At 67.7% G+C, this 23374-nt stretch carries 21 protein-coding genes; 18 read left to right on the top strand and 3 right to left on the bottom strand.

Annotated features, from left to right (window positions below; all coding sequences use genetic code 11):
• Positions 1–50: 50 nt before the first annotated feature.
• The 4 genes from Q5H91_RS03200 to Q5H91_RS03185 all read left to right on the top strand — a co-directional run bounded on the left by Q5H91_RS03200 (position 51) and on the right by Q5H91_RS03185 (position 5606).
• Positions 51–1316, top strand: coding sequence for a M24 family metallopeptidase (locus Q5H91_RS03200; protein WP_305171764.1), 1266 nt, complete (start codon positions 51–53; stop codon positions 1314–1316).
• On the top strand, positions 1316–1981 hold the full coding sequence (locus Q5H91_RS03195; RefSeq protein WP_305171763.1) for a phytanoyl-CoA dioxygenase family protein: 666 nt from the start codon (positions 1316–1318) through the stop codon (positions 1979–1981). The genes Q5H91_RS03200 and Q5H91_RS03195 overlap by 1 nt, the downstream gene beginning before the upstream one ends.
• A gap of 192 nt (positions 1982–2173) precedes the next feature.
• Positions 2174–4843, top strand: coding sequence for an alanine--tRNA ligase (gene alaS / locus Q5H91_RS03190; RefSeq protein WP_305171761.1), 2670 nt, complete (start codon positions 2174–2176; stop codon positions 4841–4843).
• A gap of 67 nt (positions 4844–4910) precedes the next feature.
• Positions 4911–5606, top strand: a complete 696-nt coding sequence (locus Q5H91_RS03185) for a hypothetical protein (RefSeq protein ID WP_305171760.1) — start codon at positions 4911–4913, stop codon at positions 5604–5606.
• Here the strand turns inward: Q5H91_RS03185 and Q5H91_RS03180 are convergent.
• Together Q5H91_RS03180 and Q5H91_RS03175 are read right to left on the bottom strand one after the other, a co-directional pair.
• A complete protein-coding gene (locus tag Q5H91_RS03180; RefSeq protein WP_305171759.1) occupies positions 5603–7378 on the bottom strand; it encodes a cation:proton antiporter domain-containing protein in 1776 nt (591 codons plus the stop codon). The two genes, Q5H91_RS03185 and Q5H91_RS03180, sit on opposite strands and share 4 nt — an antisense overlap.
• Before the next feature lie 125 nt (positions 7379–7503).
• Positions 7504–8724 carry an NADP-dependent isocitrate dehydrogenase gene (locus Q5H91_RS03175; protein ID WP_305171758.1) on the bottom strand — a complete coding sequence of 407 codons (1221 nt, stop codon included), beginning with the start codon at positions 8722–8724 and terminating at the stop codon, positions 7504–7506.
• 164 nt (positions 8725–8888) lie between these two features.
• On the opposite strand from Q5H91_RS03175, the gene Q5H91_RS03170 reads away from it, so the two are divergent.
• From Q5H91_RS03170 to Q5H91_RS03160, 3 genes are all read left to right on the top strand, one after another.
• The gene (locus Q5H91_RS03170) at positions 8889–9917 is read left to right on the top strand and encodes an SGNH/GDSL hydrolase family protein (protein ID WP_305171757.1); all 1029 of its coding nucleotides are present in this window, start codon (positions 8889–8891) and stop codon (positions 9915–9917) included.
• A 78-nt stretch (positions 9918–9995) separates the two neighbouring features.
• Entirely contained in the window at positions 9996–10733 is a 738-nt protein-coding gene (locus Q5H91_RS03165; RefSeq protein ID WP_305171756.1) for a phosphatidylserine decarboxylase, read from the top strand.
• A complete protein-coding gene (locus Q5H91_RS03160; protein WP_305171755.1) occupies positions 10730–11614 on the top strand; it encodes a CDP-alcohol phosphatidyltransferase family protein in 885 nt (294 codons plus the stop codon). Before Q5H91_RS03165 ends, Q5H91_RS03160 begins: the two co-directional genes overlap by 4 nt.
• Here Q5H91_RS03160 and Q5H91_RS03155 read toward each other — a convergent pair.
• Complete coding sequence (locus Q5H91_RS03155; RefSeq protein ID WP_305171754.1) at positions 11553–11792, bottom strand: hypothetical protein; 240 nt, start codon at positions 11790–11792, stop codon at positions 11553–11555. The two genes, Q5H91_RS03160 and Q5H91_RS03155, sit on opposite strands and share 62 nt — an antisense overlap.
• Positions 11793–12106: 314 nt before the next feature.
• On the opposite strand from Q5H91_RS03155, the gene rpsB reads away from it, so the two are divergent.
• The 11 genes from rpsB (at position 12107) to fabZ (ending at position 23334) form a co-directional block, all read left to right on the top strand.
• On the top strand, positions 12107–12931 hold the full coding sequence (gene rpsB / locus Q5H91_RS03150; protein ID WP_305171753.1) for a 30S ribosomal protein S2: 825 nt from the start codon (positions 12107–12109) through the stop codon (positions 12929–12931).
• An 87-nt stretch (positions 12932–13018) separates the two neighbouring features.
• Positions 13019–13954 carry a translation elongation factor Ts gene (tsf, locus tag Q5H91_RS03145; protein ID WP_305171752.1) on the top strand — a complete coding sequence of 312 codons (936 nt, stop codon included), beginning with the start codon at positions 13019–13021 and terminating at the stop codon, positions 13952–13954.
• Between the two features lie 200 nt (positions 13955–14154).
• Complete coding sequence (gene pyrH / locus Q5H91_RS03140; RefSeq protein ID WP_305171751.1) at positions 14155–14895, top strand: UMP kinase; 741 nt, start codon at positions 14155–14157, stop codon at positions 14893–14895.
• A complete protein-coding gene (gene frr, locus Q5H91_RS03135) occupies positions 14882–15439 on the top strand; it encodes a ribosome recycling factor (RefSeq protein WP_305171750.1) in 558 nt (185 codons plus the stop codon). Before pyrH ends, frr begins: the two co-directional genes overlap by 14 nt.
• An 85-nt stretch (positions 15440–15524) precedes the next feature.
• Positions 15525–16241 (top strand): isoprenyl transferase, encoded by a 717-nt coding sequence (locus tag Q5H91_RS03130; RefSeq protein ID WP_305171749.1) that lies wholly within the window; start codon positions 15525–15527, stop codon positions 16239–16241.
• 59 nt (positions 16242–16300) lie between these two features.
• Positions 16301–17044: a phosphatidate cytidylyltransferase gene (locus Q5H91_RS03125; RefSeq protein WP_305172373.1), complete on the top strand. Its 744-nt coding sequence runs from the start codon at positions 16301–16303 to the stop codon at positions 17042–17044.
• Positions 17041–18198 (top strand): 1-deoxy-D-xylulose-5-phosphate reductoisomerase, encoded by a 1158-nt coding sequence (locus tag Q5H91_RS03120; protein ID WP_305171748.1) that lies wholly within the window; start codon positions 17041–17043, stop codon positions 18196–18198. Before Q5H91_RS03125 ends, Q5H91_RS03120 begins: the two co-directional genes overlap by 4 nt.
• Positions 18195–19328: a M50 family metallopeptidase gene (locus tag Q5H91_RS03115; RefSeq protein WP_305171747.1), complete on the top strand. Its 1134-nt coding sequence runs from the start codon at positions 18195–18197 to the stop codon at positions 19326–19328. Before Q5H91_RS03120 ends, Q5H91_RS03115 begins: the two co-directional genes overlap by 4 nt.
• Before the next feature lie 120 nt (positions 19329–19448).
• Positions 19449–22187 carry an outer membrane protein assembly factor BamA gene (bamA, locus tag Q5H91_RS03110; protein ID WP_305172372.1) on the top strand — a complete coding sequence of 913 codons (2739 nt, stop codon included), beginning with the start codon at positions 19449–19451 and terminating at the stop codon, positions 22185–22187.
• Complete coding sequence (locus Q5H91_RS03105) at positions 22187–22843, top strand: OmpH family outer membrane protein (protein ID WP_305171746.1); 657 nt, start codon at positions 22187–22189, stop codon at positions 22841–22843. The genes bamA and Q5H91_RS03105 overlap by 1 nt, the downstream gene beginning before the upstream one ends.
• Positions 22840–23334, top strand: a complete 495-nt coding sequence (gene fabZ, locus Q5H91_RS03100) for a 3-hydroxyacyl-ACP dehydratase FabZ (RefSeq protein WP_305171745.1) — start codon at positions 22840–22842, stop codon at positions 23332–23334. The genes Q5H91_RS03105 and fabZ overlap by 4 nt, the downstream gene beginning before the upstream one ends.
• Positions 23335–23374: the final 40 nt, after the last annotated feature.

Below are 23374 nucleotides of genomic sequence, written 5' to 3'. Positions count from 1 at the left end.
GCGAACGAAGGGGATTGTGGGCGCCGGGTCAAGCGCCCTATCCCATGGCGATGTCCGTCCCCAAGGCCGCCGTCACCCGCCGTTCGCTGCTCGCCGCCGCCGCCACGGTACCGCTCCTCTCGGTCGCGGGCGTCCTGCGCGCTGCCGAGCCGGACCTGTCGGCACTGAAGGACATGACGGCCGGCGCCCGCCCGATCGATGCCGCCGAGCGCGCCAGCCGCCTGTCCCGCGCACAGGCACTCATGCGGGCAAACGGCATCGGCGCGGTGCTGATCGAGCCGGGCGCCTCGCTCACCTATTTCACCGGCGTCCGCTGGTGGCGTAGCGAGCGGCTGACCGCCGCGATCATCCCCGTCGAGGGCGAACCGTGCATTGTCACGCCCTTTTTCGAGGAACCCTCCGTGCGCCAGACCCTTGCCGTGCCGGCCGAGGTGCGGGTGTGGCAGGAGGACCAGAACCCGCTCGCCGTCGTCGCCGGCTTCCTGCGCAACCGCCGTCTGGCCACCCGGCCGGTCGGCATAGAGGAGACGGCACGGTTCTTCGCGTTCGACGGGCTCGCCCGCGCGCTGCCGGGTGCGAAGCTGGTCTCCGCCAACCCGGTCGTGCGGGGCTGCCGCATGGTCAAGACGCCGGCCGAGATCGCGCTGATGCAGTGCGCGACCGACGTCACCGTCGCCGCCTATCGCTGGCTCCACCCCCGCGTGGAAAAGGGCATGACCGGCGCAGAGATCGGCGCGCTGATGGAGGCTGCGACCCGCGCACTGGGCGGCGCACCCGAGTTCGCGCTGGCTCTGATCGGCCCCGCTGCCGCCCTGCCGCACGGCAGTCGCGAGGTGATCCGCCTGTCAGAAGGACAGGTCGTGCTGATGGACTGCGGCTGCACGGTGCAGGATTACCAGTCCGACGTGTCGCGCACCTGGGTCCATGGCGACGCCTCGGCCGAGCAGCGCCGCGTCTGGGATTTGGTTGCGGAGGGACAGCAGCTCGCCTTCCGCACCGCGCGCATCGGCACACCCGCAGGTGCGGTCGACGATGCCGTCCGCCGCCTGTATGAAAGCCGCGGCTTCGGTCCGGGGTATCGCCTGCCCGGCCTGTCGCACCGCACTGGCCACGGCATCGGCATGGACGGCCACGAACCGGTCAATCTGGTCCATGGTGAGGCGACGCCGCTCGCTGCCGGCATGTGCTTTTCCGACGAACCGGGTCTCTATCTGCCCGGCAAGTTCGGCGTCCGGCTGGAGGACTGTTTCCACATGACCGCCGCCGGCCCCCGCTGGTTCAGCGAGCCGCCCGCGTCGATCGAGCAGCCGGTCTGATGGACATGGCGCTCGACACGGCCGGCTTTGCACGCTGTCCGTTTCGCCTCTCGCCCGCGGCACTCGGAGAAGTATGCGAACTATTCGCGGCGATGGGGTCGGTCCAGCCCGGAATGCGGATCGATCCGCGCCCGCTGCGTGAGATGGCGGCGCTCGTGCCGGTCCAGTCGGCAGCAGCAACGCGCCTCGGCGTCGACGCGCGTCCCGTCCGCGCGCTGCTGTTCGACAAGCATGACGGGGCAAACTGGTCGCTCGGTTGGCATCAGGACCGGACCATCGAGGTCGCCGCGCAGGTCAGGGTGGCGGGGTTCGGCCCGTTCACGCGCAAACAGGGGCGGCTCCACGTCGCGCCGCCGGTCGGCATCATCGAACGGATGCTGACCGTCCGCGTCCATGTCGATGCCGTCGATGATGACAACGGCCCGCTGATCGTGGCGCCGGGCTCGCATCGCCTCGGCTATATCGCCGAAGCCTCGATCGCCTCGGTTGTGGACCGGTGCGGAGAGACGGCGTGTGTAGCGGATACCGGCGATGTCTGGTTTTACGCCACGCCGATCCTTCACCGGTCGGGCCGCGCGATCGCAGGACGCCGCCGCCGCGTTCTCCAGGTCGACTATGCGCACGACCCGCTGCCCGGCGGACTGGCCTGGGCCGCCGACGCCTAAGTCTACCAGCAGTGTGGGAAAACGCCTGTCCTACACCGTCGCCAACCCGTATCCTCGTGCCATGGCCACGCTCACCCTCCAATCGCGCGCATCCGTTGCCGAACAGCGGCGGAACCGGACACGCGAGGGGGTGTGTAGTGTCCGGTTACGAGTCGGCTTGGCGAGCGCCCACGCCTCGGTTAGGTCGCAGGCATGAACTCCTTCACCTCGACCAACGACATCCGCCGCGGCTTCCTCGATTATTTCGGGCGGAACGGCCACCGCATCGTACCGTCCGCGCCGCTGGTGCCGCAGAACGATCCGACGCTGATGTTCGTCAACGCCGGCATGGTACCGTTCAAGAACGTCTTCACCGGGCTGGAATCGCGGCCGTACAGCACCGCCACCTCGTCGCAGAAGTGCGTGCGCGCCGGGGGCAAGCACAATGATCTCGACAATGTCGGCTATACGGCGCGGCATCACACCTTCTTCGAGATGCTCGGCAATTTCTCGTTCGGCGACTATTTCAAGGACCAGGCGATCACCCATGCCTGGACCCTGCTGACCAAGGAGTGGGGCATTCCGGCCGACCGGCTGACCGCCACCGTCTATCACACCGACGACGAGGCGTTCGACCTGTGGCGCAAGATCGCCGGTCTGCCGGAGGAGCGGATCATCCGCATCGCCACCAAGGATAATTTCTGGGCGATGGGCGAGAACGGGCCGTGCGGGCCGTGCTCGGAGATCTTCTACGATCACGGCGACCATATCTATGGCGGCCCGCCCGGCAGCCCGGAGGAGGATGGCAACCGCTTCGTCGAGATCTGGAATCTCGTGTTCATGCAATATGAGCAGGAGGCGAACGAGATCGTTGCCGAACTGCCCAAGAAATCGATCGACACCGGCATGGGGCTGGAACGCGTCGCCGCAGTGCTGCAGGGCGTCCACGACAATTACGATACCGATACCTTCAAGGCGCTGATCGGCGCGTCGGCCGCGCTGACCCACAGCGATCCGGCCGGCGACATGTCCGCGTCGCACCGCGTCATCGCCGACCACCTGCGCTCGTCCGGCTTCCTGGTCGCTGACGGCGTGCTGCCGGCGAACGAGGGCCGCGGCTATGTGCTGCGCCGGATCATGCGCCGCGCGATGCGCCACGCGCACCTGCTGGGCGCGAAGGAGCCGCTGATGCACCGTCTGGTGCCGGCGCTGGTCGCCGAGATGGGCGCCGCCTTCCCAGAGCTGGTCCGCGCACAGCCGCTGATCGAGGCGACGCTGCAACAAGAGGAAACGCGCTTTCGCCAGACGCTCGACCGCGGGCTGAAGCTGCTCGACGAGGCGACCGCCGGACTGGGGCAGGGCGGCACGCTCGCCGGCGAAACCGCGTTCCGGCTCTACGACACCTATGGCTTTCCCTATGACCTGACCGAGGATGCGCTGCGGGCGCAGGGCCTGTCGGTCGACCGTGCCGGTTTCGACGCGGCGATGGCCGAGCAGAAGCGGGCTGCCCGCGCCGCCTGGAAGGGATCTGGCGCCAAGGCATCCGACGACATCTGGTTCGACATCGCCGAGCAGCACGGCTCGACCGAATTCACCGGCTACGCCAACGATGTCGGCGAGGGCGAGGTGCTGGCGCTGGTCAAGGACGGCGCGCGTGTCGATGCGGCGCACACCGGCGACACGGTGGCGATCGTCGTCAATCAGACGCCTTTCTATGGCGAGAGCGGCGGACAGGTCGGCGATGCCGGCACGATCAGCAGCGATGCCGGCCTGCGCGCACAGGTGACCGAAACCTCGAAGCAGGTGGGCCGCATCTGGGTCCATCATGCGCAGGTGGAGGCAGGCGAGATCAAGGTCGGCGATCCCGTCCGCCTCGCCATCGACCTGACCCGCCGCGCGCAGATCCGCGCCAACCACTCGGCGACGCACCTGCTGCACGAGGCGCTGCGCCAGCGGCTGGGCAGCCATGTCGCGCAGAAGGGCTCGCTGGTCGCCCCCGACCGGCTGCGCTTCGACTTCTCGCAGCCGGTAGCCGTCTCGCCGGCCGACATCGCCGAGGTCGAGGCGCAGGTGAACGCGCAGGTGCGCGGCAATGGCCCGGTCGTCACCCGGCTGATGACCCCGGACGAGGCGATCGCCGAGGGCGCGATGGCGCTGTTCGGCGAGAAATATGGCGACGAGGTTCGCGTGGTCTCGATGGGCGAAGACGCGGATGGCACCTACTCGCTGGAATTGTGCGGCGGCACCCATGTCGGCGCACTGGGAGAGATCGGCCTGTTCAAGGTCGTGGGCGAGGGGGCGGTGTCTTCCGGCGTGCGGCGCGTCGAAGCGCTGACCGGCGAGGCGGCGCGCGCCTGGCTGTCGCACCGCGACGACACCCTGCGCGAAGCGGCGGCGGCGCTGCGTTCGACTCCGGACGAAGTGCCCGGCCGCATCGCCGCGCTGCTCGACGAGCGGCGCCGGCTGGAACGCGAACTGGCCGAGGCAAAGAAGGCGCTGGCGCTCGGCGGCGGACAGGGTGGGGCACCGGCCGGCCCCGAGCAGGTCGGCGGCGTCGCGTTCGTCGGCCAGGTGCTCGACGGCTTCGATGCCAAGGGGCTGCGCGGTGCGGTGGACGAGGCCAAGCAGCGCATCGGGTCGGGCGTGGCGACGATCGTCGCGGTCAACGAGGGTCGCGCCTCGATCGCGGTCGGCGTCACCGCCGATCTGGTCGCCAGCCGCAACGCCGTCGACCTGCTCCGCACCGCCGTCGCGGTGCTGGGCGGACAGGGCGGCGGCGGTCGCCCCGACATGGCGCAGGGCGGCGGTCCCGACGGCGGCAAGGCGGCCGAGGCGATCGACGCGATCCGAGCCGCACTGGCAACGGAGCCGCAGCCCGTCTGATCCGTTTGGGTCATGACGCACGTCGGGCGATGCGGCATCGTGGCGGTGTGACGATAGAGGATGACGGATGCGGTTTGTTTCGACCTGTGTGCTGGTGCCGCTTCTCGCTCTCGTTCTTCCTCAGGCCGCGCCCGCGCAGAGCGTGCGCGACCTGCTGACCCAGGCGGCGTTTCAGGACCGCAGCGGCAGCGTCGCGCTCGCCCGGATCGACAAGGCACGCGCGGCCGCACTTGCCTCGGCAAAGCGCGATCCCGACGATCAGGATTCCGCCGTTCTCGCCGCCATCGCGCTGGGTTACCGCGCCAAGCTGACCGGCGATCGGTCGGAGGCGATGGCGGCCCGCCGCCAGTTCGAACAGGTGGTCGGCCGTTTCCCCCGTAATGCAGAGGCGCAGGCGGGGCTAGGCGCCTGGCACCTCGGCATCATCGCCCATGTCGGCCGCTTCGTCGCCCGCGCGGTAGCCGGTGCGCGCGAGAATACCGGCCTCGCCGCGCTCGACCGCAGCGTCGCGCTGGGCGGCGACCGTGCCTTCTTCGCCGGGCTCGCGGGGCTGTTGCGGATCAACTACGATCCGGGCGACGCCCGTGGGCTGCAACTGCTCGATACCGCGGCCAAGGCGCCAGCACCGACCCCGCTCGACCGCATCATCCAGAAGTCCGCCGTCGCCGTCCTCGCCCCCCTCCGCCGCGGCGACCGCAAGGGAGCCAAGGCGCTGGCCGACCGGCTGCTGCCGTTCGGCTGGTTCGACGACAAAGACTCCTAGGCGTCCGCGATCTGGCTCTTGCGCACCCGGCGTAGGCGGGGCTCGCGGTCCAGCGACGCCTCGCGCCGGATCAACTGGCGCAGCTCGTCGCGCTTCTCGTGGATCGAGGCGATCACCGGTCCCATCGCCACGCCCAGATCGACCAGCACCGCCTCCGACAATTGCAGCGAGCTTTCCAGCGTCTCGGGAACGGCATCGGTCACCCCTGCGCGGTAGAGTTCCGCGGCATGAGCCGCGTCGCGGGCACGGGCGATGATCGGCAGCGTCGGTGAAAGGGCCCGCATCCGCCGCGCCAGCCTGACGGTCAGGACCGGATCGTCCATCGTCAGGATCAGCGCGCGCGCCTCTGACAGGTTCAGCCGGTCGACCAGTTCGTTGCGCGAGATGTCGCCGAACAGCACCGGATAGCCGGCCGCGCGTGCCTGCGACACGCTGTCGATATCCGCTTCCACGGCCAGATATCTCTGCCCGTGCGTGGTCAGCATATCGGCGACCATCTGCCCCACCCGGCCGAAGCCGATCAGGATCGTGCCCGGCCCATCCGGATCGGTGACGACGATCGGCTCGATCGCGCGCGCCTCGATACGCCGCGCCGCCAGCCGTCCCGCCTTGGCCAGCAGTGGGGTGATCGTCAGCCCGATCGAGGTCACCGTCTGCCAGAAGGCGGCGGTGGAGGGCAGGATCAACTGCGCCTGTGCAGCGGTCGCCAGCACGATTAGCGTGGTTTCGGACGGGCTGCCCATCAGCAGCCCGGTTTCCGCCGCCGTTCCCAGCCGCGCCTGCCCGACGCGCAGCAGCAGGAAGGTGACGATCGCCTTCACCGCCACCACGCCGACCACTGCGAGCAGCAGCGACGACCAGTTCGCCGCGATGGAACGCAGGTCCAGGTCCATGCCGACGGTGATGAGGAAGACGCCGAGCGCCAGCCCCTTGAACGGCGCGGTGATGACCTCGACCTCGCTGTGATACTCGGTTTCGGCAATCAGCAGCCCTGCCAGCAACGCACCGACGATCGGCGACAGGCCGGCAGCCGTGGTCGCGACCGATGCGGTGATGACGACGAGCAGCGACGCCGCCAGGAACAGCTCCGGGCTCTTGGTTCGTGCCGCCTGCGCGAACAGCCGCGGCAGCACGATCCGTCCGCCGACATACATGGCGACGACGGTCAGCGCCCCGCTCAGCGCCACGCCGCCGATACTCTCCCACCCGCCACCGCTCGCCGCAGGGGCCATCGCACCCAGCACGAAGATGATCGGCACCAGCGCCAGATCCTCGAACAGCAGCATGCCGAACGCGGACCGCCCGACGGCGCTCGTCGTCCCGACCAGCGGCAGCACCAGCGCGGTCGACGACAGCGCCAGCGCCAGCCCCAGTCCCGCCGCGCCGCCGGTGCCCTGACCCATCATGTGCAGCGCCAGGCCGATCAGCACTGCCGACCCGGCCAGCTCGGCAAAGCCCACCCCGAAGACCAGCCGTCGCATCGCCCACAGCCGCTTGAACGACAGCTCGAGCCCGATCGAGAACAGCAGCAGGACGATACCGAACTCGGCAAAGGGCGCGATCGACTCCCGGTCGCCGATCGTGACGTAGTAGAGCCATGGAAACCGGTCGATCAGCGAACCCAGCCCCGCCGGCCCGACCAGCACGCCGACCAGGATGAACCCGATTACCGGACTGATCCGAAACCGCGCGAAGGCCGGGATCACCAACCCGGCCGCCCCCAGGATCACCAGCGCGTCGCTGAATGCCGCATTGTCCAGTCCGATCGCCATGGCATCGTTCTAGCCGGGCGAGTCGGCGGCGTCAGTGCGAAAAGGCCGCGGCGCAGACAAAGAAAAAGGCACGGCGGTCGCGATCGACCACCGTGCCCCTTCCTGCGCACCGATGAAAGCGGGCGCTACGCCCAGTTGGCCATCGCGTTCTCGAGGTTGACGCGGACCTGCTCGAAAAACTGCTCGGTCGTCATCCACGGCTGGTCCGGGCCGATCAGGATGGCGAGATCCTTGGTCATGTGGCCGTTCTCGACCGTCTCGATGCACACCCGCTCGAGCGTCTCGGCGAAGCGGGTGACGTCGGGCGTGTCGTCGAACTTGCCGCGATACTTCAGGCCACCGGTCCAGGCGAAGATCGACGCGATCGGGTTGGTCGAGGTCGCCTTGCCCTGCTGATGCTGGCGATAGTGGCGGGTGACGGTGCCATGCGCCGCCTCCGCCTCGATCGTCTTGCCGTCCGGGGTCATCAGCACCGAGGTCATCAGTCCGAGCGACCCGAAGCCCTGCGCGACCTGATCCGACTGCACGTCGCCATCGTAATTCTTGCAGGCCCAGACGAACTCGCCGTTCCACTTCAGCGCGCTGGCGACCATGTCGTCGATCAGGCGATGCTCGTAGACGATGCCCGCGGCGGCGAACTGATCCTTGAACTCGGCCTCGAAGATCTCGGCGAACAGGTCCTTGAAGCGGCCGTCATAGGCCTTCAGGATCGTGTTCTTGGTCGACAGGTACAGCGGCCAGCCGCGACCCAGCGAATAATTCATGCTGGCGCGGGCGAAGTCGCGGATCGACTCGTCCAGATTGTACATGCCCATCGCGACGCCGCCGGCCGGGAAGTCGAACACCTCGTGCTCGATCGTCTGGCCGTCCTCGCCCTGCCACTTCATCGTCAGCTTGCCCTTGCCGGGCACGACGAAGTCGGTGGCCTTGTACTGGTCGCCGAACGCGTGGCGGCCGACGACGATCGGGTGCGTCCAGCCGGGAATCAGGCGGGGAACGTTCTTGATGACGATCGGCTCGCGGAAGATCACGCCGCCCAGGATGTTGCGGATCGTGCCGTTGGGCGACTTCCACATCTTCTTCAGGCCGAACTCCTCGACGCGCGCCTCGTCGGGGGTGATCGTCGCGCACTTCACCGCGACGCCGTATTTCTGGGTGGCGCGGGCGGAATCGATTGTCACCTGATCGTCGGTCGCGTCGCGATGCTCGACGCCCAGGTCGTAATAGTCGAGCTGGATGTCGAGATAGGGCTTTATCAGGCGCTCGCGGATCCATTCCCAGATGATCCGGGTCATCTCGTCGCCGTCGATCTCCACGACGGGCGTCTTCACCTGAATCTTGGCCATGCGTTCTCGGTCCTCGGCAAAAGGAAAGGGGATGGGCCCGCGTCTAGGCGGCGAGCCTCCGGCTGGCAACGGGGCATGCCCTTGGGAACGCTGGCGTGAGCAGGTCGTTCTGCGCTGGTAACCATGATGCACGACTAAACGTGCGGGTGAGCAGGGAGAGAGCGATGCGATACGGACGGCATGCGGCCTTCGGCACAATGGCCCTTCTGGCGGCGATGGTCGCGCTTCCGGCGGCGGCACAACAGCAATCCTATGACCGGCTGTTCGTGTTCGGCGACAGCCTGGTTGATTCCGGGAATGCGCAGGTATTCCGGGCACAGAGCGGCGGAGCAGATCCCGCGCCGGCCGCCCTGGGCTATTTCGATGGGCGCTTCTCCAACGGATATAACTTCGCCGACTATCTGTCGCTCGGGATCAGCGGCAGTCCGGCGACCGCCTCGGCGCGGGGCGGGATCAATTTCTCCGTCGGCGGCGCACAGGCGGCGGAGGTGACGGGCGATGCGAGCCCGAGCTTCATCGAGCAGATCGGGTTCTTCGACGAGAGCGGCGCCAGCTTCGACAGCGATGCGCTGGTGCTCGTCACCCTCGGCGGCAACGACGTACGTGGCCAGTTGGCGGCACTCGGCAATGGATCAAGCAACGCGCCAAACCTGACGCCCGCGATTGCCGCGCTCACCGCCGGCCTCGGCGACCTCTACGACCGCGGCGCGCGCAACTTCGTCGTCACCGGGCTGCCGGACATCGGCCAGATCCCGGCGGTGACCAGTCTGGGATCCACCGCCCTTGCGAATGCGGGAACGCAATTGTCCTCGGGATTGAACGCGGCGTTTGCGCAGGTCGTTGCCGGGTTCAACACGCGGCCCGGCGCCAATGCGGCGTTCTTCGACCTCTTCAACTTTCAGAAGACGATCTACGCCAATCCTGCCGCCTATGGTCTGCCGGTGCCGCTCGACACGACCACGCCGTGCCTGATCCTGCCCAATCCGGCATCGGGCTGCGGCGACAATGTCTATTTCGATGCGATCCATCCGACCACCGGTGTGCATCTGGCCATCGCACAAGGGATCGGGGCGCAGATCGGCGTGGCGGTGGTGCCCGAGCCGGCGAGCTGGTCGCTGATGCTGCTTGGCTTCGGCCTGACCGGTATGGTGCTGCGGCGCCGGCGGCAGGTCGTGGCGATGACCTTTGCCTGATCTATCTGCGCGGCCCGACCGACGCTCGGATCGCCGCGCGATTGTCACTGACGGCCGGGGAGGGTACACCCCGGCCGCATGACATCATTAGAAAAGCCGCCGGTGGCGACCTCGACGGTGAAGTGGCGCTTCCCCACCGTCCATCCCGAAGGTCGCAAATACGCCGCGATCTCGCTTGGCATCACCCTGCTCCTGACCATCGTGTCGAACGTCCTGTTCTGGCCGATGATCGGGGTCACGATCTGGGTGCTGGCGTTTTTCCGCGATCCCGTCCGCACCACGCCGCAGGGCGATGGCCTGATCGTCGCGCCTGCGGACGGGCTGGTGACGATGATCCAGCGCGTTCCCGTTCCGCGGGAGCTGATCGGCGATCTGGGAGAGGCACCGCTGGTCCGCGTGTCGATGTTCATGTCGGTGTTCGACGTCCATATCAACCGTACGCCGATCGCCGGCACCATCCGCCAGGTCGTCTACATCTCCGGCAAGTTCCTGAATGCCGATCTCGACAAGGCATCCGACGAGAATGAGCGGCAGCATATTGTGGTCGAGGGTCGCCCGCTCGCCGACGGCAGCGTCCGGCGGATCGGCTTCACCCAGATCGCCGGCCTGGTCGCCCGCCGCATCGTACCCTTCGTCAAGCCCGGCGACATGGTCGCGACCGGCCAGCGCGTTGGCCTGATCCGCTTCGGCAGCCGCGTCGACGTCTATCTGCCCGACGACTGCGCACCGCAGGTGACGCTGGGCCAGCGCACCATCGCCGGCGAAACCGTGATCGGCCGCATCGACGGTGTCGCCGTCACCGGCATCTCGCAATGATCGACGCCGACCCAAACTCGGCCGAAGGTGGAAACGAGGCGAGGCCGCCGCGATCTGTCGGACCGCGCACCGCCGCGTTCCGCTCGCGCGGGCGCTTCTCGCGGCCGCCGCGCGGGTTGCCGCTGCGCGCGATCGCGCCCAACGCCGTCACGGCGCTGGCGCTCTGCTCCGGCCTGTCTGGTGTGCGCTTCGCCATCGCAGGCCAGTGGGAGCAGGCGGTGACGATGATAATGATCGCCGGCGTGCTGGACGGGATCGACGGGCGCATCGCCCGACTGCTGCGGGGCGAGAGCCGATTCGGTGCCGAGCTCGACTCCTTGTCGGACGCCATCTCGTTCGGGGTCGCACCCGCGCTCATCATGTATCTCTGGTCGCTGGCCGCACTGCCGCGGATCGGCTGGATGTGCGCGCTGCTGCTTGCCGTGTTCTGCGCGCTACGCCTCGCCCGCTTCAACGCCAAGATCGACGAGCATGACCAGCCGCATAAATCGGCCGGCTTCCTGACCGGGGTTCCGGCACCGGCCGGGGCGGGGCTGGCGCTGCTGCCCCTCTTCTTCTGGCTTTGGACAGACGAGCCGATCTTCGCCTCGCCCTATCTGGTCGCACCCTGGGTCGCGTTCGTCGCGTTGCTGATGGTGTCGAGCATCGCGACCTTCTCCTGGTCGTCGCTACGCCTTCGCCGGAGCATCCGGTTCGAGGCTTTGGCAGGGGTGGTGCTGCTCGGTGCGGCACTGACCACGGCGCCCTGGCATACGCTCAGCGCGATCTCGGTCCTGTATCTGGCGACGCTGCCGTTCAGCATCGCCAGTTATGGCCGGGTCAGGCGGCTTCGCGCAGCCGATGGATCGACGCGGGCACCGGCATCGCCGCCCAGCGCCTGACCGCGATACGCCGCTCTGCCTGGGCCAACTGACGCAGCGGCGCGAACGAGAACGAGGCTTCGGTCCGACCCGATGCCAGCCGCAGGATACGACGCCACTGCGGCACGATCGATGCCAGGATCACCGACACCGCCAGCGCTACCGCGCCTGCAAAAACCAGAACACTGATGACCGACATGTTCGCCTCCCTGACGCGAACGTCACTTAATCGACGTTCGAAAACCGGCAGACGCACGCTCAGGTTCCGCAAAATCGGCTAAAAACGCCGATATCTGCGGTATTTAGCACCGGAATTGCGGTGTTTGACCCGATGTGCCTCTGTTGAACACTGTATGTTCCACTTGCGTTCCGCATGTCAAGCGGTTGCGCAGTCGGCGAGGCTGGGCTAAGGGGCGCGCCTCAACTCCGCATGGGAAGCATCATACACCGGTGCGCAGGCTTACAGCCGCCGCGTCATCCGCTCCCCAGAGGCATAACCGGAAGGAATTACCTATGGCGGCACCTGTCGTCACCATGCAGCAGCTCATCGAAACCGGCGCGCACTTCGGCCACCAGACGCATCGCTGGAACCCGAAGATGAAGCCCTACATCTTCGGCGACCGCAACGGCGTCCACATCCTCGATCTGTCGCAGACCGTGCCGCTGTTCGCGCGCGCGCTGGAGTTCGTGTCGTCGACCGTCGCCAGCGGCGGCAAGGTGCTGTTCGTCGGCACCAAGCGCCAGGCGCAGGAGCCGATCGCCGATTCGGCCCGTCGTGCCGGCCAGCACTTCGTCAACCATCGCTGGCTGGGCGGCATGCTCACCAACTGGAAGACGATCTCCAACTCGATCAAGCGCCTCAAGAGCCTTGAGGAGCAGCTGTCGGGCAACACCGCCGGCCTGACCAAGAAGGAAGTGCTGCAGCTGACCCGCGAGCGCGACAAGCTGGAGCTGTCGCTGGGCGGCATCCGCGACATGGGCGGTGTGCCCGATGTCATGTTCGTGATCGACGCGAACAAGGAAGAGCTGGCGATCAAGGAAGCCAACACCCTCGGCATCCCGGTCGTCGCGATCCTCGATTCGAACGTGTCGCCGGACGGCATTGCCTTCCCGGTCCCCGCCAATGACGACGCGGCGCGCGCGATCCGCCTCTATTGCGAGGCGATCGCCATCGCCGCGACCCGTGGCGGTCACGAGCAGCAGCAGCGCCGCGGCGTGGACATCGGCGCCATGGCCGAGCCGCCCGCCGAGGAGCAGGTCGAGGTTGCCGCCGAGGATACCGGTGCAGCGACCGTCGAGGGTGCGGGCGCCGAGACCGAGCGCCAGATCGACGCCTGAGCCGTCACCGGTTCGTCATGCGGGCGGGGCAGGGCGTTGGCGCCTCGCCTCGCCCGCAAACACATTCTGACTGGAAGGATTACAGACATGGCCGATATCACGGCAGCGATGGTCAAGGACCTGCGCGAGAAGAGCGGCGCGGGCATGATGGACTGCAAGAAGGCGCTGAACGAGACCGCCGGCGACATGGACGCCGCGCTGGACTGGCTGCGCACCAAGGGCCTTGCGGCCGCGCAGAAGAAGTCGAGCCGCACCGCGGCCGAGGGCCTGATCGGCATCGCCGTGTCCGGCACCAAAGGTGCGGCGGTCGAGGTCAATTCGGAGACCGACTTCGTCGCCAAGAACGACCAGTTCCAGCAGTTCGTCCGCGAAGTGACTCAAATCGCGCTCGCCACCGGCGGCGACGTCGAGGCGCTGAAGGCTGAGACCATGCCGTCGGGTACGTCAGTCGCCGAGGTGCTGACCAACAACATCGCGACGATCGGCGAGAACCAGTCGCTGCGCCGCGCCAAGCGCCTGGAAGTGTCGCAGGGCGCGGTGGTTCCCTACGTCCACACGCAGCAGGCGCCGGGTCTGGGCAAGATCGGCGTGCTCGTCGCGCTCGAATCCGATGCTTCGAATGAGGTGCTGCAGACGCTCGGCAAGCATCTGGCGATGCACATCGCCGCCGCCTTCCCCAAGGCGCTGAACGAGGCCGACCTGGACGAGGCCGAGATCGAGCGCGAGCGCGCGATCGCCGCCGAGAAGGCCGGCGAGAGCGGCAAGCCCGCCGACATCGTCGCCAAGATGGTCGAGGGCTCGATCGCCAAGTACCGCAAGGAGCACGCACTGGTCAGCCAGCTGTTCGTCATGGACGGCAAGACCAAGATCAGCGACGTCGTCGCCAAGGCGGGCAAGGACGCCGGCACGACCATCGTGCTGAAGGACTATGTCCGCTTCCAGCTGGGCGAGGGTATCGAGAAGGAAGCCTCTGACTTCGCCGCAGAGGTCGCCGCGGTGTCGGGTGTGCCGCAGGGTCAGTGATCCGGCGTGGGGAGGGGGCAATGCTTCCTCCCCTTGATCGCTTCGAAGTTGACGTCATGCCGGGCTCGTCCCGGCATGACGGTTTCAGCTGGGCTGGCGACGGCCCGCGATGAATTTCCGGTGCAGCCGCGGCGCTCGGGTTGCCCCGCCTGCGCCCCCCGCCTAAGGTCCGCGCCGCTCCCCCGATTTGACCGAGACGCATGACCGAACCCCGCTTCAAACGAATCCTGCTGAAATTGTCGGGAGAGGTACTGATGGGGGAGGGTGGCCTCGCCATCGATCCCGTCATCACCGCCCGTGTCGCCGGCGAGATCGCCGATGTCCGTGCCGCCGGGTACGAGCTGTGCGTCGTGGTGGGCGGAGGCAACATCTTTCGCGGCCTGTCCGCCGCCGCAAAGGGCATCGAGCGGGCGACCGCCGATTATATGGGCATGCTCGCGACCGTCATGAACGCGCTCGCGGTGCAGAACGCGCTGGAGCAGATCGGCGTCGACACGCGCGTTCAGTCGGCGATCCCGATGGCCAGCGTCTGCGAACCCTTCATCCGTCGCCGCGCCGAGCGGCATCTGGAAAAAGGCCGCGTGGTGATCTTCGCCGCCGGCGTCGGCAGCCCGTTCTTCACCACCGATTCCGGTGCAGCGCTGCGCGCGGCCGAGATGAAGTGCGACGCCCTGTTCAAGGGCACCAGCGTCGACGGCGTCTATGATGCCGATCCCAAGAAGGTGCCGACCGCCACCCGTTACGAAACGGTCAGCTATTCCCGCGTCCTGTCCGACGACCTGAAGGTCATGGACGCCTCCGCCATCGCGCTCTGCCGCGACAACAGCATCCCGATCGTCGTCTTCAACATCCGCGAGCACGGCAACTTCGCCGCGGTGCTCCGCGGCGAGGGCATTTCCACGATCGTGCAGAACCAGGAGACTATCGATGCCCGCCTATGACAAGGCCGATATCCAGCGCCGCATGACCGGCGCGGTCGACGCGCTGAAGCACGACCTGGGCGGCCTGCGCACGGGTCGCGCCTCGGCGACCCTGCTCGATCCCGTCACGGTCGAGGTCTATGGCAGCCACATGCCGCTCTCGCAGGTCGCGACCGTCTCGGTACCCGAGCCGCGCATGCTGTCGGTGCAGGTGTGGGACAAGTCGAACGTCGGCCCCGTGGAAAAGGCGATCCGCTCCGCCGGGCTCGGCCTGAACCCGATCAACGACGGCCAGACGCTGCGCCTGCCGATCCCCGACCTGACCGAGGAGCGCCGCAAGGAACTCGCCAAGCTCGCCAGCCAATATGCCGAGAAGGCGCGCATCGCCGCCCGCAACGTTCGCCGCGACGGCATGGACAGCCTGAAGACGGACGAGAAGAAGAACGTCTTCGGCGAGGACGAGCGCAAGCGGCACGAAACCGAGCTGCAGAAGATCACCGACGCGACCATCGCCGACATTGATGCCGCATCGAGTGGCAAGGAAAAGGAAATCCTCGGCAAGTGACGGGCAAACAGCTTCAGCTGTTTGGCGCAGGCCGCCGGCCTGCGTGCCCCGTCACTCCCGCGGAGCGCCGGTGGAGCAGGGTCGCGTGAGCACCGCGCCCGTCCTCGCCGCGGCGGACACCACCATCCCGCGCCACGTCGCCATCATCATGGACGGCAACGGGCGCTGGGCGAAGCGGCGTCATCTGCCGCGCGCTGCCGGGCACAAGGCCGGGGTCGACGCCGTCCGCCGGGTCACCCGCGCCGCACGGGCGATGGGGATCGAGGCGCTGACCCTCTACGCCTTCTCGTCCGAGAACTGGCGACGACCCGAGGAGGAGGTCGGCGAGCTGATGAAGCTGCTGCGCTTCTTCATCCGCTCCGACCTGGCCGAACTCGCGCGCGAGAATGTGCGCCTGCGCGTCATCGGCGACTATCGCGCGTTCAGCCCGGATCTCGTCGCGCTGATCGACGACGCGATCGCGCGGACCGCAGCCAATAGTGGCCCACTGCTGGTGATCGCGCTCAACTACGGCGCGCAGGCCGAGCTCGCCGCCGCCGCCCGCCGCCTCGCCGCGCGCCTGCCGGCCGAGCGGATCGACGAGGCCGCGATCGAGGCGGAACTGGACACTGCCGACCTGCCGCCGCTCGATCTCGTCATCCGCACCTCGGGCGAGCAGCGCCTGTCGAATTTCCTGCTGTGGCAGGCTGCCTATGCCGAGCTGCTGTTCGTCGACACGCTGTGGCCGGATTTCGATGCCGAAGCACTGGCGGACGCCGTTGCGGTGTTCGGGCGCCGGCAGCGGCGTTACGGCGGCCTGTGACCGATCCCCTGTCAACACCCGACCTGAAGCTCCGTACCCCGTCCAACCTGCGGCTGCGGATGATCGCCAGCGTTGCGATGATCGCGGTCGCGCTCGTCGCGCTTGTCGCGGGCGGGGTGCTGTTCTGGTTGCTCGCAGTCGTCGCCGCCCTGTTCATGATGGCCGAGTGGGCGAACCTGTCCGGTGCTTCCCCGCGCGAGAAGCGGATCGGCCAGTTCGCGCTGTCGGTGCCGCTCGCGCTGATGGCGCCTGCCTCGCTGATCCTGGAGGTCCACGACTTCTTCACGCTGGGGCTGCTGGTCGGCGCGGCGTTCTTCGTCGTGATCGTCACGAATCGCCGCCAGCTGGCGCTCGGCATCCTGTACTGCGGGCTGCCGGTACTCGCGCTGGTCGTGCTGCGTCGGCACGAGGCGGGGCTGGTCCACGCGCTCTGGGCGCTGGCGCTGGTCTGGGCGACCGACATCGGCGCCTTCTTCGCCGGACGCTCGCTTGGCGGGCCAAAGCTGGCGCCGCGGATCAGCCCGGCCAAGACGTGGTCGGGGCTCATCGGCGGCATCCTGCTGGCGACCGCCTTTGCCTTTGCCATGCATGTGGGTGAAGGGCTGCCGTTCCGCCTCGTCCTCGCCACGCCGCTGCTGGCGATCCTGGCGCAGGGCGGCGACCTGCTGGAAAGCTGGATCAAGCGGCGCGCGGGCGTGAAGGATTCGGGCAATGTCCTGCCCGGTCATGGCGGCGTGCTCGACCGGCTCGACGGCGTCGTCCCGGTGGCGCCGATCGCCGCGCTGATCGTCCTGCTGACGTGAGGACGGTGACGGTCCTGGGTGCCACCGGCTCGGTCGGCACCTCCACGCTCGACCTGATCGAGCGTGAGCCGGAGCGGTTCCGCGTCCGCGCGCTGACCGCCAATTGCGACGTAGCCAAGCTCGCTGCCGCCGCGCGCCGCACCCATGCCGAATTGGCGGTGGTTGCGGACGAGGCGTGCCTGCCCGCACTGCGCGAGGCGCTGGCGGGCACCGCCACCCGCGCCGCCGGCGGGGCCGCCGCGGTGATCGAGGCGGGCGCGTCGGGCGCCGACTGGACGATGGCCGCGATCGTCGGCTGCGCCGGGCTCGCCCCCACGATGGCGGCGATCCGGAACGGCGGCACGGTGGCGCTCGCCAACAAGGAGGCGCTCGTCTCCGCCGGCGACGTCGTGATGCGCGCGGTCACGGAGCATGGCGCGCGCCTGCTACCGGTCGACTCCGAGCACAATGCGATCTTCCAGTGTTTCGATTTCGACCGGCCGCATCAGGTCCGCCGCATTGTCCTGACCGCCAGCGGCGGGCCGTTTCGCGACACGTCGCTTGCCGATATGGCGCGGGTGACGCCGGTACAGGCGGTCGCGCATCCGAACTGGTCGATGGGCGCCAAGATCTCGGTCGATTCGGCGACGATGATGAACAAGGGGCTGGAGCTGATCGAGGCCGCCCGCCTGTTCCCCATCTGTCCTGAGCAGATCGAGATCGTCGTCCACCGCCAGTCGGTGATCCACAGCCTGGTCGACTATGTCGACGGATCGATGCTCGCGCAGCTCGGCCCGTCCGACATGCGCGTGCCGATCGCCCACGCACTCGCCTGGCCAGAGCGGATGGCGACGCCGATGGCGCCCCTCGACCTGGTGAAGCTCGGCCGGCTCGACTTCGAGGCACCCGATCCGGGTCGCTTCCTGGCCCTCTCGCTCGCCCGGAGCGCGGTGAACGCGGGTGGTGCAGCACCGGCGATCCTGAACGCCGCCAACGAGATCGCGGTCGCCGCCTTTCTGGCCGGACGGATCGGCTTCCTCGAAATTGCCGCAATCGTCGACGATATCCTGCAACGCTACGATCCGCCATCGCCGGAGACGCTCGACGCGGTACTCGCCGTCGACGCCCGTGCGAGGGAGCTGGCGGCCGGGCGGGTAGAGGATTGCGTGCGTTGATCGAGGCTCCCGGTATCCTGCTGACCCTGATCGCGTTCGTCGCGGTGATCGGCCCGCTCGTCTTCGTGCACGAGATGGGCCATTACCTCGCCGGCCGCTGGTTCGGGATCAAGGCAGAGGTGTTCTCGATCGGCTTCGGTCGCGAGGTCGCCGGCTTTACCGACCGGCGTGGTACGCGGTGGAAGTTCGGCTGGCTGCCGCTCGGCGGCTATGTGAAGTTCGCCGGCGACATGAACCCCGCCGGCCAGCCCAGCGCCGACTGGCTGGCGCTGCCCGCCAGCGAGCGGGCAAAGACCTTCCAGTCCAAGCCGGTGTGGCAGCGCGCGATCGTGGTTGCGGCCGGGCCGCTGGTCAATTTCCTCGTCGCCATCCTGATCCTTGCGGGCTTCGCGCACTTCTACGGCGTCCGCTACGCGCCGCCGCTGGTGGGAGAGGTGGTCGCCGCCAGCCCCGCCGCCGCGGCTGGCCTGCGCGCCGGCGACCGGATCGTGGCGCTCGGTGGCCGCTCGGTCGAGAGCTTCGCCGATATCGCCCAATATGCGATGATGCGCCCGGGTGAGGCGGTGCGCGTCGACCTGCTGCGTGCCGGTCGGCCGGCCAGCACCACCGTGGCGATCGGCACGCTGAAACAACGCGATCGGTTCGGCAACGAGTATCGCATCGGCCGCGTCGGTATTGGCAGTCCGCCGGTCGAGTATCGCCCCGTCTCGGTTCTCCGCGCTCCCGTAGAGGGTGCCATCCAGGTCGTCGCGATCGTCCGCGGTTCGCTCGACGCGATCGGCCAGATCATCAGCGGCCGCCGCTCTGTCGAGGAACTGGGTGGCCCGCTGCGCATCGCCAAGGTGTCCGGCGAGCAGATGACCCTGGGCTGGCCCGCCTTTATCGGGCTGGTCGCGCTGGTGTCCATCAATCTGGGGTTCATCAACCTGCTGCCAGTGCCGATGCTGGATGGCGGCCATCTGCTCTTCTACGCGATCGAGGCGGTGCGGCGGCGCCCGGTCGACGGACAGGTGCAGGAATGGGCGTATCGCGGTGGTCTGGCGGCGATTTTGGCCTTGATGATCCTGGTGACGTTCAACGATCTGGCTTCGCTCGGCCTGTGGCGCAATCTCGCCGGGTTGATTGGCTGAAGAAGCTGGGGCAGGGCGAAATCGACAGGGGTCGGTGTCACGTTATCCTGGGGTGGTTTTCTAGTGAAGAATAATGGTCATTCGGTCGCGGCGGTCGGCGCGACGCTGCTGGCGAGCACGATGCTCGCAGGCGTCCCTGCGCTGGCGCAGACGGGCACGGCCCCGGCGCGCGCACCTGCGGCCTCGCCCCCGGCAACCACGCCCCCCGCGGTGCCGGCCGCCGGAGCCGCGACGACGACGGCGGCACCGACTGCGCCGGTAACAGCCGGCACGATCCGCTCGCTGAAGGTGGAGGGCTCGCAGCGTATCGAGCCGGAGACGGTGCTCTCCTACACCAAGCTGCGGGTGGGTATCCCCTACACCACCGCGACGCTCGACCAGGCGCTGGTCGACCTGCAGGCGTCGGAGCTGTTCGCCGACTATTCGATCTCCGGCGTGGAGAGCGGCAACATCGTGCTGCGCATCCGCGAGAACCCGATCATCAACCGGGTGATCCTGGAGGGTAACAAGGCGATCAAGAGCGACAAGATCCAGAAGGAGCTGAAGCTCGCCCCCCGGCAGATCTTCACCCGCACCGCGGTGCGCGCCGATGTGGCGCGGATCATCGAGCTGTATCGTCGCGGCGGCCGCTTCGCCGCGGTGGTCGAGCCCAAGATGGTCAACCTCGACCAGAACCGCGTCGATATCGTCTACGAGATCAGCGAGGGATCGAAGTCCAAGGTCCGCCAGATCAACATCCTGGGCAACGAGAAGTTCTCGGACGACGAGCTGCGCGGGCAGATGTACACCAAGCAGTCGCGCTGGTTCCGCCTGCTGTCGTCGGGCACCAGCTACGACCAGGATCGCCTCGCCGCCGACCAGCAGAAGCTGCGCCAGTTTTACCTGACCAACGGCTATGCCGATTTCCGCGTAACCAGCGCGGTGGCCGAGCTGACGCCCGACAAGCGTGATTTCATCATCACCTATGTCGTCGAGGAGGGGCCCCGCTACAAGTTCGGCGACGTTACCGTCGACAGCGAGATCCGCGACTTCGACAACACCCGCCTGGCTGCGTCGCTGCCGATGAAGAAGGGCGACTGGTACAACGCCAAGATGGTCGAGGATTCGATCGACAGCCTCAGCCAGTCGGCGGGCCTGTTCGGCTATGCCTTCACCCAGGTCGATCCCGAGTTCCAGCGCGACCGCGACACCCTGACGATGGGGATCAACTTCCACATCGCGCAGGCGCAGCGCACCTATGTCGAGCGGATCGACATCAACGGCAACACCCAGACCCAGGACAAGGTGATCCGCCGCGAGATGCGCCTGGGCGAGGGCGACGCGTTCAACGATTTCCAGATCAAGCGCTCGCAGGACCGCATCAACTCGCTCGGCTATTTCCAGGACAAGTTCGAGATCAAGCGGACGCAGGGGACGACCCCGGACCGCATCCTGCTCGAAGCGCCTGTCGAGGAGAAGTCGACCGGCGAGCTGCAGCTGTCCGCCGGCTTCTCCAGCCTGGAGCGGTTCATCATCCAGGCGAACGTCACCCAGCGCAACTTCCGCGGCAAGGGGCAGGAGCTGCGCTTCGGCGTCAACTATTCCAGCTACCAGAAGTCGGTCGAGGCCGGCTTCACCGAGCCATACCTGTTCGACAAGAACATCGCGGTCGGCGTCGACATCTTCCGTCGCGACTTCAACCAGTTCAACTTCGATCTGAACGGCAACCGCAACACCATCTACAACCAGGTGTCGACCGGCTTCCAGGTCCGCTCGGGCGTGCCGCTGACCGAATATTGGTCGCTGTCGGCGCGCTACGGCCTCTCCTATGACGAGGTCGGGCTGGCGGACAGCCTGCTGGTCAACGGACAGTGCAGCAACGCGACCGTCGGCCGCTATCTCTGCGAGGCGCTGGGCAATCGCTGGACATCGTCGGTCGGCTACTCGCTGATCTACAACAGCCTGAACAGCAACTTGCGGCCCACCGCGGGCATGCGCCTGAACTTCAGCCAGGATTTCGCCGGCCTGGGCGGTGACGTGAAGTATATCCGCACCCGCGCCGAATTCGCCAAGTACAAGGGGCTGGGCAGCGGCTTCGTGCTCTCCTTCCTCGGCGAGGGCGGTTACATCAAGTCGCTCGAGAAGAGCCGGGGCGAGGGGATCGACAAGGTCCGCATCATCGACCGCTTCTACCTGGGCGAGCCGAACTTCCGCGGCTTCGACATCCGCGGCGTCGGTCCACGCATCCAGCGCGTGCCGCTCATCACCGACACCACGACCGGGCTGCAGTCGATGAGTACCGATCGCAACCAGATCGCCGACGACCCGCTGGGCGGCAAGGCCTATTATCTCGGCCGCGTCGAGCTGGAACTGCCGCTGGGCGCCGGTGCGCGTGAGATGGGATTGCGCCCGTCGATCTACGTGCAGGCGGGCAGCCTGTTCAGCCTGACCCGCCCGCTGCCGACGACGACGTTCGCGCAGGCGACGAATGCGGACGGCAGCCCGAAGTTCAACGCGGATGGCTCGCCGACGCTGCTCGCCGCCCCGCTGACCACCAACGTCAACAACCAGACGCTGGCGCTCTACACGGTCGGCAGTGGCGATACGACCAATGCCGGACTGACCACGACCTGTGCCGTCGGCTACTCGTCGACGCTCGGCGGGACCTGCTCGGGCACGTCGACCAACATCGCACAGACCACGCAACCGTTCACGGAACGCTTCCTCGGCAATTCGCCGCGGCCGCGTCTGTCGATCGGTATCGGCGTCAACTGGAATTCGCCCTTCGGCCCCTTGCGCATCGATCTCGCCAAGGCGCTCATCAAGCAGAAGGGCGACGACGACAAGCTTATCACCTTCAACGTAGGGACGCAGTTCTGATGACTCGTATGACCGCACTCCTCCTCGCCGCGGCCGCGCTGCCGCTGGCCGTCTCGACCGCTTCGGCGCAGGTGAACGGCGTCGCCGTCGCCAATCCGGAAGGCGCCGTCGCCAACTCGCGCGCCTGGGCCGCCGCCCGCACGCAGATCGAAACCACCTACAAGACCCAGATCGACCAGGCGAACGCCCGTCGCGAGGCGATCAGCAAGGAATTGCAGCCGCTCGTCACCGCGTATCAGACGGCAGCCCGCGCCCCGAACCCCAATCAGGCGTCGCTGCAGAGCCAGGCCCAGACCATCCAGACCCGCCAGCAGGCCGCCGAGCAGGAGCTGGGCCAGCTGACCCTTCCGGCGCAGCGTGCGCAGGCCTATGCGATCGAGCAGATCTCGGCGCGCCTGAACGAGGCGGTGCAGACCGTCGTGCGTGCCCGCAACGTCAGCCTGCTGATCCGCCCGGACGCGGCGCTGTTCACCCAGCCGACCGCCGACATCACGCCGGCGATCACGACCGAGCTCGACCGCCTGGTCCCGACGGTCGGCATCACCCCGCCCGCCAACTGGCAGCCGGGTCAGCAGCAGCAGGGTGCCGCACCGGCCGCCACCGCGCCGGCCGCGACCACCACGCCTGCGCGTCCGACGAAGCCCAGCGGCCGGTGACCGACACCGTCGCCGACGGTACGGAGGTGAACCATGGTCCGCTCGACATCGGGCGGGTCATGGCGGCTCTGCCGCACCGTTATCCCATGCTGCTGGTCGACCGGGTGGAGGAGCTGGTGCTCGACACCCGCATCGCCGCGATCAAGGCGGTGACGATCAACGAGGGCTTCTTCCAGGGTCATTTCCCCGGTCGCCCCATCATGCCTGGGGTGCTGATCGTCGAGGCGCTCGCCCAGGCGGCGGGCATCCTGGCGGTGCAAAGCCTTGGCCTCGCCGGCTCGGGCAAGCTCGTCTATTTCATGGCGATCGATGGCGCGAAGTTTCGCAAGCCGGTCGAACCCGGCGTGCTGCTCCGGCTGGAGGCGAGCTTCGTCCAGAAGCGCGCTTCGGTCTGCAAGTTCGCAGGCGTTGCCAAGATCGACGGACAAGTCGTTGCGGAGGCTAACTTCACCGCCATGATCGCCGATCCGCCAAAGTCGCAGAGCGTGTGACTTTCCGCCGGACACTTTGACTTTCGGGGCGGCCTTGGAT

The sequence above is a fragment of the Sphingomonas aurea genome, from assembly GCF_030678875.1.
Classification (GTDB): Bacteria; Pseudomonadota; Alphaproteobacteria; order Sphingomonadales; family Sphingomonadaceae; genus Sphingomonas; species Sphingomonas aurea.
This window is presented reverse-complemented; position numbering and strand designations above follow the sequence as displayed.

Excerpts from the sequence above, each read along its gene's own strand:
- alaS (WP_305171761.1), top strand. The coding sequence starts at position 2,174 with ATGAACTCCTTCACCTCGACCAACGACATCCGCCGCGGCTTCCTCGAT.
- Q5H91_RS03160 (WP_305171755.1), top strand. The coding sequence starts at position 10,730 with ATGATCGACGCCGACCCAAACTCGGCCGAAGGTGGAAACGAGGCGAGG.
- Q5H91_RS03165 (WP_305171756.1), top strand. The coding sequence starts at position 9,996 with ATGACATCATTAGAAAAGCCGCCGGTGGCGACCTCGACGGTGAAGTGG.
- Q5H91_RS03200 (WP_305171764.1), top strand. The coding sequence starts at position 51 with ATGTCCGTCCCCAAGGCCGCCGTCACCCGCCGTTCGCTGCTCGCCGCC.
- Q5H91_RS03125 (WP_305172373.1), top strand. The coding sequence starts at position 16,301 with ATGATCGCCAGCGTTGCGATGATCGCGGTCGCGCTCGTCGCGCTTGTC.
- Q5H91_RS03185 (WP_305171760.1), top strand. The coding sequence starts at position 4,911 with ATGCGGTTTGTTTCGACCTGTGTGCTGGTGCCGCTTCTCGCTCTCGTT.
- Q5H91_RS03170 (WP_305171757.1), top strand. The coding sequence starts at position 8,889 with ATGCGATACGGACGGCATGCGGCCTTCGGCACAATGGCCCTTCTGGCG.
- bamA (WP_305172372.1), top strand. The coding sequence starts at position 19,449 with ATGCTCGCAGGCGTCCCTGCGCTGGCGCAGACGGGCACGGCCCCGGCG.
- Q5H91_RS03195 (WP_305171763.1), top strand. The coding sequence starts at position 1,316 with ATGGACATGGCGCTCGACACGGCCGGCTTTGCACGCTGTCCGTTTCGC.
- Q5H91_RS03180 (WP_305171759.1), bottom strand. The coding sequence starts at position 7,378 with ATGGCGATCGGACTGGACAATGCGGCATTCAGCGACGCGCTGGTGATC.
- Q5H91_RS03105 (WP_305171746.1), top strand. The coding sequence starts at position 22,187 with ATGACTCGTATGACCGCACTCCTCCTCGCCGCGGCCGCGCTGCCGCTG.
- frr (WP_305171750.1), top strand. The coding sequence starts at position 14,882 with ATGCCCGCCTATGACAAGGCCGATATCCAGCGCCGCATGACCGGCGCG.
- Q5H91_RS03175 (WP_305171758.1), bottom strand. The coding sequence starts at position 8,724 with ATGGCCAAGATTCAGGTGAAGACGCCCGTCGTGGAGATCGACGGCGAC.
- tsf (WP_305171752.1), top strand. The coding sequence starts at position 13,019 with ATGGCCGATATCACGGCAGCGATGGTCAAGGACCTGCGCGAGAAGAGC.
- pyrH (WP_305171751.1), top strand. The coding sequence starts at position 14,155 with ATGACCGAACCCCGCTTCAAACGAATCCTGCTGAAATTGTCGGGAGAG.
- rpsB (WP_305171753.1), top strand. The coding sequence starts at position 12,107 with ATGGCGGCACCTGTCGTCACCATGCAGCAGCTCATCGAAACCGGCGCG.
- Q5H91_RS03155 (WP_305171754.1), bottom strand. The coding sequence starts at position 11,792 with ATGTCGGTCATCAGTGTTCTGGTTTTTGCAGGCGCGGTAGCGCTGGCG.